Below are 14,786 nucleotides of genomic sequence, written 5' to 3' on the forward strand. Positions count from 1 at the left end.
ATTGTTGGTGATTTGGTTGAATTTACAATTAATGTGACTAATAATGGTCCTTCCAATGCTACGGGTGTTAATATTACTGATAGACTTGATTCTGCATTTGAGTTTATTGCTGATTTGAATCCTGATGCTAGTTATGCGGATGGTGTTGTATCCTGGAATATTGATAAAATCAATGTTAATGAATCTGCTTCTGTTGTCTTAACTGTTCGTGTTGTTAAAGAGGGTAATTTCAGTAATGTTGCATTTGCTAAGTCTAATGAGAATGATACTGAAACCAACGGCTCCAGTGAGAACGTAACTGCGGGTACTGTGGTTTTGAATGTGACTAAAATTGCTAATGCTTCTGTTGTCAATGTTGGTGATGTTGTAAGGTTTAATATTACCGTGAATAATACGGGTTCTGCTAATGCGACCGGCGTTAATGTCACTGATCTATTGAACCCTGCATTTGAGTTTGTAAATGCATCAGATAATGCTCAATTTGTAAATAATGTTGTTATCTGGAATATCGACAAAATTGTCAGTAGTAACAGTACTTCAGTATGGGTTGAAGTCAGGGTTAAAACTAACGGTACATTCACTAATGTCGCTACTGCCACTGCAAACGAGAATAAAACAACATCTGAAAATGGTACAAACATTACAGTCAATCCGATTGTAGATTTATCAATCATCAAGAATGTAAGTGCAACAAATGTTACAATTGGCGATGAAATCATCTACACTATTGTTGTGGTTAATAACGGTCCTTCAAATGCAACCAATATCAACGTGACTGAAAATCTTAAAGGCAATGTTGAATTCATTAATGTTAATGCATCTAAAGGTGATTATGACAAATCAACCGGAATATGGACAGTAGGTACCTTGAATTACAATGAAACAGTTACTTTAATTTTAACTGTTAAAGTATTGTCTGAGGAAACCATTGAAAATAGCGTATATGTCAATTCAACAGAAAACGATACAAAACCTGGCGATAACAACTACACTTCAGAAAATGTGACTGTTAACAAGGCTCCTTCATTTGTCAGCGCTGAGGATGTAAACGTGACTTATGGTGAAGCAATCATAATTCCTGTCACCAGCGAGAATGCAACTGGAGTAATCTATCAAATCATCAGTCCTGAAGGAAAAGTGGTCGCAAACGGCACTATTGATGTTGGTGAAAATATCACTGGCCTTGATTTGCCTGCTGGAGATTATGTAGTCAATTTAACCACAATGGTTGATGTAAATCACACTGTTGCATCAAACACTTCCAAATTGACAGTCAATAAGGCAGTTCCTCCAATGGATATTACTCCGGTAAATATCACTTATGGAGACAATGAAACAATTATAATAGAATTACCTGAAAATGCGACAGGTACTGTCAATATAACTGTCGGAAACAAAACATTTGTGGATATTCCTGTTGAAAACGGAACTGTCAACATTACTGTTCCTGATTTGCCTGCCGGAAACTACACAGTTAATGTAACTTACAGTGGTAATGAAAATTACACTTCAACCAACGGATCAGAACCTTTCAATGTCAAAAAGGTTGATACTCCAATTGATTTGCAGACCCAGGATATTTTCTACGGTGATGAAGAAGTGATTGTTGTAACATTGCCTGAAGACGTAACGGGCACTGTAAATATCACAGTAGGCGATAAAACCTATGAAAACGTCCCAGTCAATAACGGCAAGGTGGAATTGCCTATCGATGACTTGGGCGGAGGAACATATCCTGTTGAAGTGGTCTATGGCGGAGACAATAACCATAACGCAAACTCAACTACAGGTTCATTTGTCGTATCTCCGGTCAAACCGGTAATCACAATAGAAGTTGAAGACATCTGGGTTGGAGAAGTCGAAATCTTGAATGTCACTGTCAATGCTCCGGGTTACGTAAATATTACGGTCAACGGCATTACTGTAACAGTCAGTTTGGAAAATGGTGTTGTAACCACTGATGTTTTAGCTGCAGGCACTCATGAGGATTATAATGGAAGGGCAACCTGGAACATTATTAACTTACCTGTTGGTCTTTATCCAGCGTTTGCCATATATGGCGGTAATGAAAATTACACAAGTGTCAATACAAGTGATGTATTTAGAGTAAGGGCTTTACCATCTTCACTAGATATCACAACACATGACATTTACGTTGGCGAAGATGAAAGTATTCAGGTACTTGTAAACTACACTGATGCTACAGGCAATATCACAATAACCGTTGACGGTAGAAATTACACTTCACCAGTTGAAAACGGAAAAGCCCAATTCACAATTCCTGGCCTTAAAGCCGGTGAATATGATGTTGAAGCTTATTACAGTGGTGACGATAAATACCTGCCTTCAAATGCCACTGGAGATTTCAAAGTATCCAAATTAACTCCTACAGTCAACACTGAAGCTCCAGACATTAAAGTCGGTGAAGATGGTGTAATCACTGTAACGGTCCCTGGTGATGCAACAGGCACAATAACAATTGTAGTTGAAGGAAAAGAATATACTGCCACTATCGAAAATGGAAAAGCGATATTTGTTGTTCCTGGATTAAGCGAAGGTACACATGAAATAAAAGTTTATTATTCAGGTGATGATAAATATAATCCTATAGACGGTATAGGTAGTATCAAGGTCCTGCCATTAGATGAGAATAAAACATCTCCTGATGTCAGTCCTTCTAAAGGCATTGACTTAACCAGTTATCCAACTGGAAATCCTATATTAATAATATTATTAGTTATGATGTTAATTGGATCAACTGCAGTTAGAAGATTTAAAAAATAATTAAATAATCCTTTCTGTGGATTATTTTTTTCTTATTTTTTTCATTAATCATATAACTAATTTTAAAGGAGATTAATAATGAAAACGATTGTGATTAATGCAAGTCCAAGGAAGAAATGGAACACCGCAGAAATCATGCAGGCTGCTCAAAAAGGTGCAGAATCTGTTGGTGCTGAGACAGAATATATTAATTTATATGATTTGGCTTTTAAAGGATGTAGAAGTTGTCTTGTATGTAAAATGCAGGATAAAACCAAAGGAAAATGCTACTGGAAAGATGATTTATCTCCGTTAATCGAAAAAATTTTTGATGCTGATGCATTGCTTATTGGAACTCCGATTTACTTTGGAGAGCCTACAAGTGAATTCAGGGCATTGGTTGAAAGGTTGATTTTCTGTATTTTGTCTTATGATGACGGATCCAGTTATTATGCCGGCAAAGTCAATGTCGGGCTGTTCTACACAATGAATGCGCCATTTGATTTCTTTGTAAATAATATGAAGGATAATTTGGCAAAAACTGAATATTTATTCAATTTTTTAAATGGGGAAGTTGTCTCATATCCGGTTTGTGATACTTTACAGGTTGCCAAATACTCCAAATATAATATGGCAGGGTTCAGCGAAGAAGCCAAACAGAAACAGTATGTACTGCAGTTTCCAAAAGATTTGGAAAAGGCATTTGAAATAGGTGCTCAGTTAAGCAAGTGATTATTATGAGTGATTTTGAAACAATAATTAATACAAGAAGAAGTATCCGTGAATATCAGGACATGGAAGTGGACGATGAAAAGATTTTAAATATTCTAAAAGCTGGAATGCAGGCTCCAGGTTCCAGACTAGGCGCTGAACCATGGGAATTTGTTGTCATTAAAGATAAAGATACTTTGGCTAAATTAGCTGAAATCAAGCCTAGAGTCAAAACTGCTCCTGTAGCAATTTTGCTTGTGGCAAATATCGAAAGGGCTTTTTATAAGCTTCACTGGCAACAGGACATGTCTGCAGCAGCCGAAAACATGCTCCTTGAAGCGGTAAATTTAGGCTTAGGAGGTCTCTGGAATGGTGTAGCACCAACTGAAGAGACAATGGAGAAAGTTGCAGAGTTATTTGGTCTTGACAATGAAAATCAAAAGCCGTTCTGTGTAATAACATTAGGCTATCCTGCCGATGGCTGGGAAAACAAGTTCATGGACAAATTTGATGAAGAGAGAATCCATTATGAAAAATACTGAATACGATTTTGAAAGCGTTATCAACAGAAATAACACAAACTGTCTTAAATGGGACCTTTTTGACGATGATCTGCCTATGTGGGTAGCAGATATGGACTTTAAAGTTGCTCCTTCAATTCAGGAAGCAATCTTAAGGAGGGCAAATCATCCGGTTTACGGGTATAATATTGTCCCTGATGAACTATTTGAAGCTTACATCAACTGGTGGGATTCAAGATATGGCTTTAAAATGTCTAGTGAAGACATGTTATGCTCAATTGGCGTAATGCCTTCAATTTCGTCAATGATAAGATGTCTGACTGATGTTGGAGATGAAATACTGATTCAGTCACCGGTTTATCACGTGTTTTTTTATGTGATTGAAGACAATGACAGAAAAGTCCTTGAAAATGAGCTGATTTATAAAAACGGTGAGTATAAAATAGATTTCGATGATTTGGATGAGAAACTCACAAAAGTTAAACTGATGATTTTGTGCAATCCTCACAATCCAATCGGAAAAATCTGGTCAAAGGATGATTTGGCTCGAATTGGAGAGTTATGTAAAAAACATGATGTTGTATTGATATCAGATGAAATCCATTGTGATTTAACAGATCCTGGAGTCAGTTACAATCCTTTTGAAACATCATCAGATTGGAATAATGTCATAACATGTCTTTCCCCTTCAAAGTCATTCAATGTTGCGGGGTTTCAAAGCTCAGTTGTCCACACAAAAAATAGGGAACTTCTCGAAAAGATAAAAACTCAGATGCATGTTGACAATTCAGATGCATGCAATGTGTTTGCAGCAAGCGCAGTAATGGCAGCTTACAATGAGTCCGGTAAATGGCTGGATGAGCTAAAAGAGGTTATATATAAGAATAAACAGATTGTTGAGGATTATCTGGCAAATGAATTGCCAATAGTAAAACTTGTTCCATCAGATGCAACATATCTGTTGTGGCTTGACTGTTCGGCATTGAAAGTATCATCAAAAGTCTTAAGCGAATTTTTAAGAACTAATCAGGGTTTATTTTTATCTGCAGGAATTGATTTTGGCCAATGCGGTGACAACTTCCTGAGGATGAATATAGCTTGTCCTGAAAAGTTATTAGCTGAAGGATTAGGAAAGCTTAAGGCAGGAATCACTGCCTTGACAATAATTAAGAGGTGAAAATATGTCAGAAGTTTCATTTAGATTTGCAAATGAAAATGATTGTGGATTGATTTTGGAATTCATCAATGCTTTGGCAGTGTATGAAAAGATGGAAGATGAAGTTATTGCGACTGAAGATGTGTTAAATGAATGGTTATTTGAAAAAAATGCTGCTGAAGTCATTTTTGCAATGGAAGGTGATGTTGAAGTTGGTTTTGCATTATTTTTCCATAATTTTTCAACATTTCTTGGAAAAGCAGGAATATACCTGGAAGATTTGTATGTAAAACCGGAATTCAGATCAAAAGGTTATGGAAAAGCTTTGATTAAAAAATTAGCTCAAATTGCAGTTGAAAGAGATTGTGGCCGTTTTGAATGGTCATGTCTTGACTGGAACCAGCCAAGTATTGACTTCTATTTGTCTCTAGGAGCTGTTCCTATGGAAGGCTGGACTGTATATAGAGTTTCTGGTGATACTTTAAATGATTTGGCTGATGATTAATTTAAATCAATAAAATCTTGTATCAACCAATCAGATATGCTGATATCAGAGTCATATCTGATTATTTCCTCTTTTTTAAACCATTTTGCTTTTAGTATTTCATCACCGTCAACTTTAATGTCACCTGATTTATATTCAGCAGTGAATGCTAACATCAGTGAATTCGGAAATGGCCAGGATTGGCTTTTCATGTATTTCAGGTTTTTTATTTTGATTCCAACCTCTTCTCGGACTTCCCTGTGGACGGCTTCTTCAATGGATTCGCCAGGTTCCACAAATCCTGCTATCAGTGCATATCTTATGTTGTCATGGTATGAATGCTTGGCCATAAGCAGTTCATCATCTTTTCTAATGGCCACAATAATTGCAGGAGCGATGCGGGGATAGTGCATCTGACCGCAGGAAGGGCATTTTAACATCATGTCCTTTTCATCTACTTCGGTCTTAGTTCCACATCTTCCACAAAACTGGTGTGATATATACCAATCGTTTACGAGAACTGCTTTTGTTCCCATCAGATACAAGTCCCTGTTGAATTCATAGACTTCATATAATGGAAAACCTTCTTTGAAATTAGCATTAGCTACAAAACAGTCCTTATTTTTGTATTTTCCAATATAGAGTGAAAAATTAATGTCCAAATCACTAATATCTCTAATTAACTCTTCATTTTCAAGATATAACTCTCTGTTTTCATTAAAAACAAAATAATAAGCATCATCACTAGTATAAGTGTCGCTGAAAGCGATTTCATAATCTTCATAAAGGGATTTTTCAATCATGATAATACTTTGTTTTTCTTCAAATTAATGGGTTACCATTTCCAAACTTAATCTTTATATTAAAGAAATTACATAATCTATACTGGTGATATTATGGTATCAGAAAATATGGAAAAAGCATTAAACGCTCAATTAAACGCTGAAGTTTATTCAGGATATTTATACTTATCCATGGCGGCTTATTTTGAAGACGAAGACTTAGCAGGATTTGCTAACTGGATGAGAGTACAGGCTGAAGAAGAATTGGAACACGGAATGAAATTTTACGATTACATTATCAGAAGAGGAGCTTCTGTAACTTTAACCGCTATCGAAGGACCTCAAACCGAATGGGATTCTCCATTAGCAGCATTTGAACATGTTTTAGAACATGAAAAAAAAGTGTCAGGCTTAATCAACGACTTGGTTAATTTAGCTATTGAAGAAAAAGACCATGCAACCAACAACTTCCTACAATGGTTTGTTGAAGAGCAGGTTGAAGAGGAAGAAAACGCAATGGAATTAGTCGCTAAAGCAAAATTTGCAGACGGCGACAACAGACTAATGTATGAATTGAACAAAGAATTAGGTGGACGTGCACCATCCGAAGACTAGATTTCTCTAGTCCTATTTTTTTATTTTGGAGATTTTACCATGAATTATCCTGAAGGTCCAACAACAGAAGCTAAAGTTAACTCAAAAGATTATGACTCTGAATTACTTGGAAAAAATGACTTAGGTAGCGTATATATTCATGGTCCTTTCGGCAATACGGATTCCAATATTAAGATAGCATATCTCATTGGAATGCATCCTCTTGAAAGCAAATCTCACAGGGCACTGTTTGAAGAGTTAACTCGCTGTGAAAGCTTAAACTACTGCTATTATCTTTATAATATTGAAATAAACAATCCAGACAGTGAAAGCGAAGGCCGTTTGGAAGGTCAGCTTTTGGCTCAGGAATTTGTCAAGGATGAAATTATCAACAATAAATATGATTTATTCATAGATATTCACTCCAACAGGGGATCCAAGGGTCCTGGAGAATATAAGATTACCAACTTTGTCTTTGCACCCGGCTTTGATGAAAGGTCAACGGAATTCGTCAATGAACTGATAAATCTGATAGATGGAGTTGTCTATTACGAACCTGAATTTAGGTCAAGTCCGTCATTTATTACAGAACCTACAGCAAAAGCAGGAATTCCTACAATTGTCTATGAATGCTATTCCTATGAACCTATGGAAGTTTCACGCAAACTGGCCTGTGAACTGGTTAACTGTGTTGATAATCTGATATTTTAAATATATCTTTAGATAGATAGTAATCCATGGAAAGCAAAAGAAAGCAAGAATTTTATCTGTCAATTATTTTTCTAACTTTAATCGACATAGTATTTTTAACATATGTCACATTTTTTGATGTTTCTTCAGCTTTAAGATATGCTGTGCTTGCTTTTGATTTCATATTGTGTATTGTACTGTGGATTGAGTTCATTTACAGTTATATTCACGCAGATGACAAAAAACAGTATCTGAGGGATAATTCCTTAAGCATTTTGGGAATGCTTCCATTCGATTTCATTTTCCTAAGAGCATTGAGGTTAATTAAGTTAATTCAATTTATCAAACTCTTTGTTCTTGCTCGAGATACGCAAAAAGCCTTCGCCAAGTTTTTACGCACAACTTATTTGGATAAGATTATATTAATGGCTATTTTATTTATTTTTACGGTCACATTGCTTGTAAGATTGCTTGATCCATCCATCAATGACCTAAACACTGCGCTGTGGTATATAGTTGTCTCCATTACAAGCACAGGCTATGGTGATGTTGTTCCGGTTTCCACTTCAGGTAGAATTATAGGTATAATTGCAATGATTGGCGGAATACTGATTTTTTCAACAGTGACTGCTGTTATTTCATCAATATATGTATCAAGAATCAGTAGAAGTAATCACAACGATTTGGAATCAAAAATTGATGATTTGACATTAGAAATTAAGGTTTTAAATGAAAAAATAGATGAGTTAAAAAATAATGATAAAGAAGTCTAGAGATTATAGACTTCTTCGCTAGGTACGATTGTTACGTTGTTTTCCTGAAGCACTTCAATCAGGTTGTCTATATCGTCTGCATGAAGCAATAGGATAGCTTTGTTTGCTTTATCATGTGAAAATGCATAGAGATATTCCAGATCGATATTGTTGTTTTTAATGATTTTTAAAACGCTTGTAAGACCTCCTGGTGTGTCGTTCATTTCAACGCCGATGATTTCGGTCATCTTTACAAGGAAATTATTCTGTTCAAGCGCTTCTTTTCCTTTTTCAGGATCATCCACAACAAGTCTTAATATACCGAATTCGGAAGTGTCCGCCATACACATTGCCCTGATGTTGACGTCTGCAAAGGTAAGGACTTCCAAAGGTTTTGAAAGGCTTCCCATTCTGTTCTGTAAAAATATTGACAATTGTTTGATTTTCATTTTCTCTCCCCTTTAATGTAAATTTCTCTCATCAATAACTCTTTTTGCTTTTCCTTCAAATCTTGGTAAGGTTTTTGGTTCGACTAGAGTTACTTTTACTCTGATACCTGTTTCGTTTTCAATGTATTTTCCAATTCTTTGCTGGACAGCCATCATCTCTTTAACGCCGTCGAAGAAAATGTCCTGTGACGCTTCGACTTTAACTTCGATTTCATCCAATGTTCCAGGTCTTGTAACTATAATTAAATAATGAGGCTCTACATCGCCTGCCTTAAGCAATGCTTTTTCAATTTGTGATGGGAATATAGCTACTCCTTTGACTTTAATCATGTCGTCGGATCTTCCTGTGATTCTGCTCATTCTTGCATGGGTTCTTCCGCATTTACATTTTTCACGTGTGATTTTGGTCAAATCTTTTGTTCTGAATCTGATTACGGGCATTCCTTCTCTTTCCAGATTGGTTAAGACAAGCTCACCTGGGGTGTTTTCACCAAGGACTCTTTCGGTTTTCGGGTCGATTATTTCAGGATAGTAGATGTCTTCTGCAATGTGCAGTCCTTCCTGCGCTTCACATTCAACTCCAACACCGGGACCCATCAGTTCGGTCAGTCCGTAAATGTTGTATGCTTTTGTGCCGAATATCTCTTCAACTTTCTGTCTGATTTCTTCGGTCCACATTTCTGCTCCGAATCCTATTGCTTTGATTCCAAGCTCTTTAGGGTCAATTCCGTCTTCAAGAGCAACTTCACCCAGGTGTATTCCGTATGATGGTGTGAATATAAGACCGGTTGTGCCGAAGTCTTTCATGATTTCGATTTGTCTTCTGGTCTGTCCGGTTGATATAGGTATGATTGCCGCTCCGACTTTATGTGAGCCGTAGTGAACACCGAATCCTCCGGTAAACATGCCGTATCCGTGAGTATTCTGGAGAATGTCGTTTTCACCGATGCCCATCATTGACAGTCCTCTGGCTATTGTTTCCGCCCATGTGTCCAAATCCTTTTCGGTGTATCCTGAAACGACAGGCTTTCCTGTGGTACCTGATGATGAATGCAGTTCCTTAATTTCTTTCATGTCAACTGCAAAAAGTCCAAAAGGATAGCTTTCACGCAAATCGTCTTTTGTAATGAAAGGTAATTTCTCTATGTCTTTTAATGTTTCTATATCTTCAGGATAGACTTCAGCTTCACTGTATTTTTTGTTGTAGTAAGGAATTTTGTCAAATGCCCTTTTTACAGTACTTTGAAGTTTTTTCAATTGTAATTCTTCAAGGTCTTGCCTTGACATCGTTTCTATTTCTTCATTCCATATCATGGATTTTGCCTCATTTTCATTTAATATAATATTATATGTTCGTTAATATCTTTATAGTTAATTAATACGATATGTAATAATATTATTAAAGATTATATATCATTTGTGCTAAATATAGTATATGTAATCTAAATTTATATACTTTAAAATTAAAATATATAAAATGTAATTGATTTTTTATAATTATGTGAGGATTTAATATGGATATGATGAGTATGTTATGGCAGGTTGGAATTCTTGCGGCTGTACTTGTTTTTGGTATAAAAGTGGGTTTGGCTTCAGGTTTGGCTAATTTGTCAAAAAAACTATTTGCAATTATCTGTATAGGTTATGGTGGAGGAGTTTTAATAATCTCTGCAATTGCTTCATTATATGCCGATCAGCTTGTCCAAATCATTTATGGCTATAACAGTATATTTTATATGATTATGGCATTAATAATGATTGTGGCAGGTCTGTTTACGATAAGGGAATGGAAAATACATGACAAGAATACGTCTACAGCTACTTCTCTTGCTGTTATAGCGCCGTGTCCATGTTGTTTCGGTTCCATTGTTGCCAGTATATTGATTGTTGCACCAACACTCGGTATCGGCTCATTTCAATTAAGCTGGTATGCTGCGGCAGCATTGGTGATTGTAATTGTTGTTACTTATTTCGCTTCAAATACTATTGTCAAGTATATTAACAAGCCATATCCGATTATTTTAGGAAACTTCATGTTGCTTTTAGGCGCATACTTCCTACTTTCTGCTATTGTAATTCCAAATATTGCAGGTTCTTTAAGTAAGGATTTCGGTGCAGTTACAATAAGTTCTCCTGAATCAATTATTACAGTAATCGTAGCTATTGTTATTTTAGTGGTTATTGGTGTATTTTTAAATAAAAAAGGTAAAGGTCTTTTAGAATAATAATTATTAGGTGATATATAATGAGTGTAAGTATACCTGGCGGAGAATATTTAACAGGTTCACTAGATGTTATTTCACAAAGTCTAACCATTCCTGTATTGGTTATTCTTTTAATTATTGTTATAATTTCAATTATTACATTAGGTGGATTAATATCTGAATATACTTCAAGAAAAAAGGTTCCTGTTGGAACTATAAGAGATTTGATTTATGATATCAATTCAGCAGCTTCCGTTGATGCGCTCAAAGGCATCATAGAAGGAGCACAAATTCCTAAATCTCAGAAAAAAGTTTTAACTGAAATTGCTAGTTCTTCTGCTTTGGATAAAAATTCCAGAGAAGCTTTAGCCCGTAAATTAGTTGAATATGAAGAAGAAAAAATCGATAGCGCATTACAAAAAACTGATATTATTACCCGTATCGGCCCTACATTAGGGTTAATGGGTACATTGATTCCTATGGGTCCTGGTCTTGCGGCATTGGGTGCTGGGGATATCAATACCCTTGCTGATTCACTGACTGTTGCGTTCAACACAACAATTGTCGGTATCGGTTCCGGTGCTTTATGTTATGTTATTGGAAAAATCAGGTCCGGCTGGTATGACCGTTACTTATCAGATTTGGATGCTTTATCAGATGCTGTTTTAGATTATATGAATAATCAGTGATTTAAATGGTTCGCAAAAAACAAAGAAGACGATCTAATCGTGTCGAAGAAGATCCTATGGCAGGTACATCAAACCTTGTTGATGCAATGCTTGTTATTGCTGTCGGTTTTCTTGTCTTTGTAATTTTAAGCTGGAATATGCAGGCAATCGTATTCAATGAGGATATGACTCCTGAACAGAAGCAGCAGGTAATGCAGTCTATTAGCAGTGTCAGCGAAGTTACTCAAGGTCAGGAACTGAATGAGACTCCGGATACTTCCAATAGTTCAGGTCAGGGATATACCGAAATGGGTAAGGTATATAAAGATCCATCGACAGGTAAGCTGATTATGGTAGAGGGTTAAGCCTCTATCCCAAACTTTTTTTAACTTTTTTTCACTATTTTTAAATATCTTTAATTACAAACACTTTATTTTAAATATAATCTTTTAGGTGATATTTTATGGAATTCTGTCCGAATTGCGGTTCAATGCTGATGCCTGAAGATGGTGTAATTAAATGTTCATGCGGCTTTGAGAAATCCCTTTCAGATGATGATTTGGAAGAGCAATATAAATTTGAGGGTGAAAAAAATAAGGATTTGGAAGTTATTGTAACAGACAATAACAATGTCGCATTGCCTACAACCAGAATAACCTGCTATAAATGCGGAGGGACGAAAGGTTACTGGTGGACAGTACAGACACGCTCTGCTGATGAGGCTCCAACTAATTTTATACGCTGCGCCAAATGCGGAAACACCTGGAGAAGTTCTAACTAGAATATGAATTATTATTTCACTTTTTAAAATATCCTGTTTCTATTCATGTTACTTGAAAAAGTTTAAAACATATTATTCATAAATAGTTATTTATGTATGAGATTCATTTGATTTTGATGGTTATTGGGGGATTATTGCTTTTAAGCATATTCTTAAGCAGATTTTCTTCCAGAATAGGAATTCCATCATTGATTATTTTTCTTTTCATTGGATTACTATTTGATGCAAGCAATATTCTTCCTCCAAATCTGCATAACTTTCAGCTTGTTCAGTACCTGAGCACGTTTGCATTAATCATTATTATGTTTTCCGGCGGTATGAATACTGATTACAAAGTAATTAAGCCAATAGCCAAGCAGGGAATTTCGCTTGCAACCGTTGGTGTTGTAATAACTGCTTTTACAATTGGTATTTTAATACATTTAATTTTCAATTTCGATTTGATGCTGTGTCTGCTTTTAAGTGCAATCATTTCATCTACTGATGGTGCGGCCGTATTTTCAATATTTGGAGCCTCCGACATTAAAATCAAACATAATCTGGACCATATTCTTGAACTTGAAAGTGCAACAAATGATCCCGTTGCATATATTTTGGTTTCATCAATAATGTTCATGCTTATAACTCCAACTGTTTCTACAATTGATTTTATTGTAATATTCATTAAATCAATAATTCTCGGTGGAATTGGAGGTTATATTTTAGGAAGATTATTTGCATGGATTTTAAAACACATCAGACTTTCCGTTGAAGGATTGTATCCGCCGTTACTTTTCGCAATGGCAATCTTGTCATTTTCCATTGTTGAAGCAATCGGAGGAAACGGATTCTTATCAGTGTTTATCTGTGCACTTATCGTAGGTAACTCCGAAATCAAACACAAGGAAAACCAGCTATCATTCTTTGATGGTCTTTCATGGTTAATGCAGATATTAATGTTCCTTTTACTTGGAGTATTCACTGCCCCTAATGAATTGTTACCTATGATTGTTCCGGCAATCGCAGTATCAATAATACTAACTTTTGTTGCAAGACCTCTTGCAGTATTTGTTTCACTTCTGCCGTTCAGAATGGGATTCAAGCCTAAATTATTTTTAGCATGGTCAGGAATTAAAGGTGCAGTTCCTATTGTATTCGCATTTTATCCGCTGGTGGCAGGAATTCCTGAAGCTACCATGATATTTAATATTGTGATGATAATCACATTTATTTCCGTAATAATTCATGGAACATCCATCAAATTTGTAGCAAAACATTTAGGACTGCTCGAGTGAAAGACATCTGCTTTAAATCATTGAATATAGTGCTATTATACTAGGAATTGCAATGATAATAGTGTTCCTAACCATTCTGAAACGATGCCTTCTCCATTCCTTTTCACTCAATTCCTTAGTTTTTGGAATTTTCAAAATACTTAATATGATGCTTGCTGATAGGAAAATGAAATATGCATTGAGTATGAAAAGATATCCTGCTCCCAAAAGCATGTCAACTCTCCCATTTGCAATAGCATATCCACAAGTACATAGCGGAGGCATCAACGCTGTTGCGATTGCAACACCCGGAATAACCGTGTTTGTTTTATCCAAACGAGTTTGCCCTATAATTCCTGCAAGTCCTCCGAAAAATGCTATAAGCACATCAAAGAAAGTCGGAGATGTTCTTGCAATCAATTCAACAGTCGGCTCCTTAACCGGAGATAAAAAGAAATAAATTGCAGCAGCCGTAACACTGATTACAACCTGCATTCCCAAACCGATCATGTGATTTCGAAGCAGAACATAATCCGCAGACACGTTTCCATATGCAGAAGCAAGAATGCTTCCCATTATGGGTGAAATTAGCATTGCACCAATAATTACTGCAGTTGAACTGACGTTAAGACCTACCGAAGCGATTATCATTGCACATACCATTACGCACATGTTGGTTCCGGTAATCTGCCCTCCATCAAGAAGACGTGCCTGAATCTCTTCATGCGATGCCGAATCTTCCTTTAATGAAAAAGCTTTTCTGATTTTTTCTTTGATTGTTTCATTTTGTTCTTTAATCTCACCCATATTTCCAATTTCCTAATTCTTAATAATTATGAGTGTTGGCAGAAATTAATTAATTTTGAACATTTTTCATTTTCTCCTTTTTGTTTATTTTAATAATCAATTTCTCAAGTCAGAGCAATGAAGTTTATTGAACTAATAACGGAGTGTAAATCTATTTTGTTTTCTTTAATA

The 14,786-nt window shown here is 35.8% G+C and carries 17 protein-coding genes; 13 read left to right on the forward strand and 4 right to left on the reverse strand.

What is annotated here, in order from left to right; genetic code table 11:
- The 5 genes from IJQ68_RS10040 to IJQ68_RS10060 form a co-directional block, all read left to right on the forward strand.
- Nucleotides 1–2,784 (forward strand): Ig-like domain repeat protein (locus IJQ68_RS10040; RefSeq protein ID WP_292800045.1); only part of this gene is annotated, 2,784 nt, incomplete at its 5' end.
- Between the two features lie 78 nt (nt 2,785–2,862).
- Entirely contained in the window at nt 2,863–3,495 is a 633-nt protein-coding gene (locus tag IJQ68_RS10045; protein WP_292800048.1) for a flavodoxin family protein, read from the forward strand.
- Nucleotides 3,496–3,500: 5 nt separating this feature from the next.
- A complete protein-coding gene (locus tag IJQ68_RS10050; protein ID WP_292800050.1) occupies nt 3,501–4,016 on the forward strand; it encodes a nitroreductase family protein in 516 nt (171 codons plus the stop codon).
- Nucleotides 4,003–5,172: a MalY/PatB family protein gene (locus IJQ68_RS10055; RefSeq protein WP_292800053.1), complete on the forward strand. Its 1,170-nt coding sequence runs from the start codon at nt 4,003–4,005 to the stop codon at nt 5,170–5,172. Before IJQ68_RS10050 ends, IJQ68_RS10055 begins: the two co-directional genes overlap by 14 nt.
- A gap of 4 nt (nt 5,173–5,176) precedes the next feature.
- Nucleotides 5,177–5,656 carry a GNAT family N-acetyltransferase gene (locus IJQ68_RS10060; RefSeq protein ID WP_292800056.1) on the forward strand — a complete coding sequence of 160 codons (480 nt, stop codon included), beginning with the start codon at nt 5,177–5,179 and terminating at the stop codon, nt 5,654–5,656.
- On the opposite strand, the gene nudC is transcribed toward IJQ68_RS10060, so the two are convergent.
- Entirely contained in the window at nt 5,653–6,438 is a 786-nt protein-coding gene (gene nudC / locus IJQ68_RS10065; protein WP_292800059.1) for an NAD(+) diphosphatase, read from the reverse strand. The two genes, IJQ68_RS10060 and nudC, sit on opposite strands and share 4 nt — an antisense overlap.
- Nucleotides 6,439–6,531: 93 nt before the next feature.
- Here nudC and IJQ68_RS10070 point away from each other — a divergent pair, with 93 nt between their 5' ends.
- From IJQ68_RS10070 to IJQ68_RS10080, 3 genes are read left to right on the forward strand one after another with little or no spacing between them, the layout of a single operon-like run.
- Nucleotides 6,532–7,032, forward strand: coding sequence for a ferritin (locus IJQ68_RS10070; protein ID WP_292800062.1), 501 nt, complete (start codon nt 6,532–6,534; stop codon nt 7,030–7,032).
- Between the two features lie 39 nt (nt 7,033–7,071).
- Nucleotides 7,072–7,722 (forward strand): adhesin, encoded by a 651-nt coding sequence (locus tag IJQ68_RS10075; RefSeq protein ID WP_292800065.1) that lies wholly within the window; start codon nt 7,072–7,074, stop codon nt 7,720–7,722.
- 26 nt (nt 7,723–7,748) lie between these two features.
- On the forward strand, nt 7,749–8,474 hold the full coding sequence (locus tag IJQ68_RS10080; protein WP_292800068.1) for an ion channel: 726 nt from the start codon (nt 7,749–7,751) through the stop codon (nt 8,472–8,474).
- Here IJQ68_RS10080 and IJQ68_RS10085 read toward each other — a convergent pair.
- Nucleotides 8,471–8,902: an acetolactate synthase gene (locus IJQ68_RS10085; protein ID WP_292800070.1), complete on the reverse strand. Its 432-nt coding sequence runs from the start codon at nt 8,900–8,902 to the stop codon at nt 8,471–8,473. The genes IJQ68_RS10080 and IJQ68_RS10085 overlap by 4 nt on opposite strands.
- 12 nt (nt 8,903–8,914) lie before the next feature.
- Nucleotides 8,915–10,216: a phenylacetate--CoA ligase family protein gene (locus tag IJQ68_RS10090; RefSeq protein ID WP_292800072.1), complete on the reverse strand. Its 1,302-nt coding sequence runs from the start codon at nt 10,214–10,216 to the stop codon at nt 8,915–8,917.
- 200 nt (nt 10,217–10,416) lie between these two features.
- On the opposite strand from IJQ68_RS10090, the gene IJQ68_RS10095 reads away from it, so the two are divergent.
- The 5 genes from IJQ68_RS10095 to IJQ68_RS10115 all read left to right on the forward strand — a co-directional run bounded on the left by IJQ68_RS10095 (nt 10,417) and on the right by IJQ68_RS10115 (nt 13,829).
- The gene (locus IJQ68_RS10095) at nt 10,417–11,127 is read left to right on the forward strand and encodes a DUF2162 domain-containing protein (RefSeq protein ID WP_292800074.1); all 711 of its coding nucleotides are present in this window, start codon (nt 10,417–10,419) and stop codon (nt 11,125–11,127) included.
- A 20-nt stretch (nt 11,128–11,147) separates the two neighbouring features.
- A complete protein-coding gene (locus IJQ68_RS10100) occupies nt 11,148–11,795 on the forward strand; it encodes a MotA/TolQ/ExbB proton channel family protein (RefSeq protein WP_292800077.1) in 648 nt (215 codons plus the stop codon).
- 5 nt (nt 11,796–11,800) lie between these two features.
- The gene (locus IJQ68_RS10105; protein ID WP_292800080.1) at nt 11,801–12,139 is read left to right on the forward strand and encodes a DUF2149 domain-containing protein; all 339 of its coding nucleotides are present in this window, start codon (nt 11,801–11,803) and stop codon (nt 12,137–12,139) included.
- 98 nt (nt 12,140–12,237) lie between these two features.
- Nucleotides 12,238–12,555, forward strand: a complete 318-nt coding sequence (locus IJQ68_RS10110) for a transcription factor S (RefSeq protein WP_292800083.1) — start codon at nt 12,238–12,240, stop codon at nt 12,553–12,555.
- Between the two features lie 92 nt (nt 12,556–12,647).
- Nucleotides 12,648–13,829, forward strand: a complete 1,182-nt coding sequence (locus IJQ68_RS10115; RefSeq protein ID WP_292800086.1) for a potassium/proton antiporter — start codon at nt 12,648–12,650, stop codon at nt 13,827–13,829.
- Between the two features lie 12 nt (nt 13,830–13,841).
- On the opposite strand, the gene IJQ68_RS10120 is transcribed toward IJQ68_RS10115, so the two are convergent.
- Entirely contained in the window at nt 13,842–14,615 is a 774-nt protein-coding gene (locus tag IJQ68_RS10120; protein ID WP_292800089.1) for a DUF389 domain-containing protein, read from the reverse strand.
- Nucleotides 14,616–14,786: the final 171 nt, after the last annotated feature.

Origin of the sequence: Methanobrevibacter sp. (assembly GCF_017447225.1) — an archaeon.
GTDB lineage: Archaea > Methanobacteriota > Methanobacteria > Methanobacteriales > Methanobacteriaceae > Methanocatella.

Bases quoted from the DNA above. Each gene is read 5' to 3' on its own strand.
- IJQ68_RS10055 (WP_292800053.1), top strand. From the start codon at position 4,003: ATGAAAAATACTGAATACGATTTTGAAAGCGTTATCAACAGAAATAAC.
- IJQ68_RS10060 (WP_292800056.1), top strand. From the start codon at position 5,177: ATGTCAGAAGTTTCATTTAGATTTGCAAATGAAAATGATTGTGGATTG.
- nudC (WP_292800059.1), bottom strand. From the start codon at position 6,438: ATGATTGAAAAATCCCTTTATGAAGATTATGAAATCGCTTTCAGCGAC.
- IJQ68_RS10080 (WP_292800068.1), top strand. From the start codon at position 7,749: ATGGAAAGCAAAAGAAAGCAAGAATTTTATCTGTCAATTATTTTTCTA.
- IJQ68_RS10075 (WP_292800065.1), top strand. From the start codon at position 7,072: ATGAATTATCCTGAAGGTCCAACAACAGAAGCTAAAGTTAACTCAAAA.
- IJQ68_RS10100 (WP_292800077.1), top strand. From the start codon at position 11,148: ATGAGTGTAAGTATACCTGGCGGAGAATATTTAACAGGTTCACTAGAT.
- IJQ68_RS10115 (WP_292800086.1), top strand. From the start codon at position 12,648: ATGTATGAGATTCATTTGATTTTGATGGTTATTGGGGGATTATTGCTT.
- IJQ68_RS10045 (WP_292800048.1), top strand. From the start codon at position 2,863: ATGAAAACGATTGTGATTAATGCAAGTCCAAGGAAGAAATGGAACACC.
- IJQ68_RS10095 (WP_292800074.1), top strand. From the start codon at position 10,417: ATGGATATGATGAGTATGTTATGGCAGGTTGGAATTCTTGCGGCTGTA.
- IJQ68_RS10120 (WP_292800089.1), bottom strand. From the start codon at position 14,615: ATGGGTGAGATTAAAGAACAAAATGAAACAATCAAAGAAAAAATCAGA.
- IJQ68_RS10085 (WP_292800070.1), bottom strand. From the start codon at position 8,902: ATGAAAATCAAACAATTGTCAATATTTTTACAGAACAGAATGGGAAGC.
- IJQ68_RS10070 (WP_292800062.1), top strand. From the start codon at position 6,532: ATGGTATCAGAAAATATGGAAAAAGCATTAAACGCTCAATTAAACGCT.
- IJQ68_RS10090 (WP_292800072.1), bottom strand. From the start codon at position 10,216: ATGATATGGAATGAAGAAATAGAAACGATGTCAAGGCAAGACCTTGAA.
- IJQ68_RS10050 (WP_292800050.1), top strand. From the start codon at position 3,501: ATGAGTGATTTTGAAACAATAATTAATACAAGAAGAAGTATCCGTGAA.
- IJQ68_RS10105 (WP_292800080.1), top strand. From the start codon at position 11,801: ATGGTTCGCAAAAAACAAAGAAGACGATCTAATCGTGTCGAAGAAGAT.
- IJQ68_RS10110 (WP_292800083.1), top strand. From the start codon at position 12,238: ATGGAATTCTGTCCGAATTGCGGTTCAATGCTGATGCCTGAAGATGGT.